The sequence below is a fragment of the Wolbachia endosymbiont of Nomada ferruginata genome (assembly GCF_001675785.1).
GTDB classification, from domain to species: Bacteria; Pseudomonadota; Alphaproteobacteria; order Rickettsiales; family Anaplasmataceae; genus Wolbachia; species Wolbachia pipientis.
Map to the genome: position 1 here is coordinate 1 of NZ_LYUY01000223.1, position 261 is coordinate 261.

A 261-nucleotide genomic window follows, 5' to 3' on the forward strand; every position below is an offset into this window, starting at 1 on the left:
AGTGGCAAATTATCAGACAGAAAGTTTTCTTTTCCTTCTTCGTCTGTTAAAATAAATTCTACATTGGTATCAAATGCTACTTTTTCGACGTTCGTTAAAACAATTAAATCTGAAGTATTGTTTGCAGTAACTTTACCAAGATCAATAACGTGAGAACTTTCGCTAAATTTTGCTGCTAATAGCCGAAACGTTAAATCTAAATTCTGATGCGGTGTCCACGTACTTGCATTGCTAGATGACAGTAATACTCCTACTTGATAT

Annotated in this window: 1 pseudogene; it reads right to left on the bottom strand. The window is 33.7% G+C overall.

Going from position 1 to position 261, the window contains the following annotated elements:
- A pseudogene (locus BA053_RS06485) lies at positions 1 to 261 on the bottom strand (hypothetical protein); the annotation flags it as partial.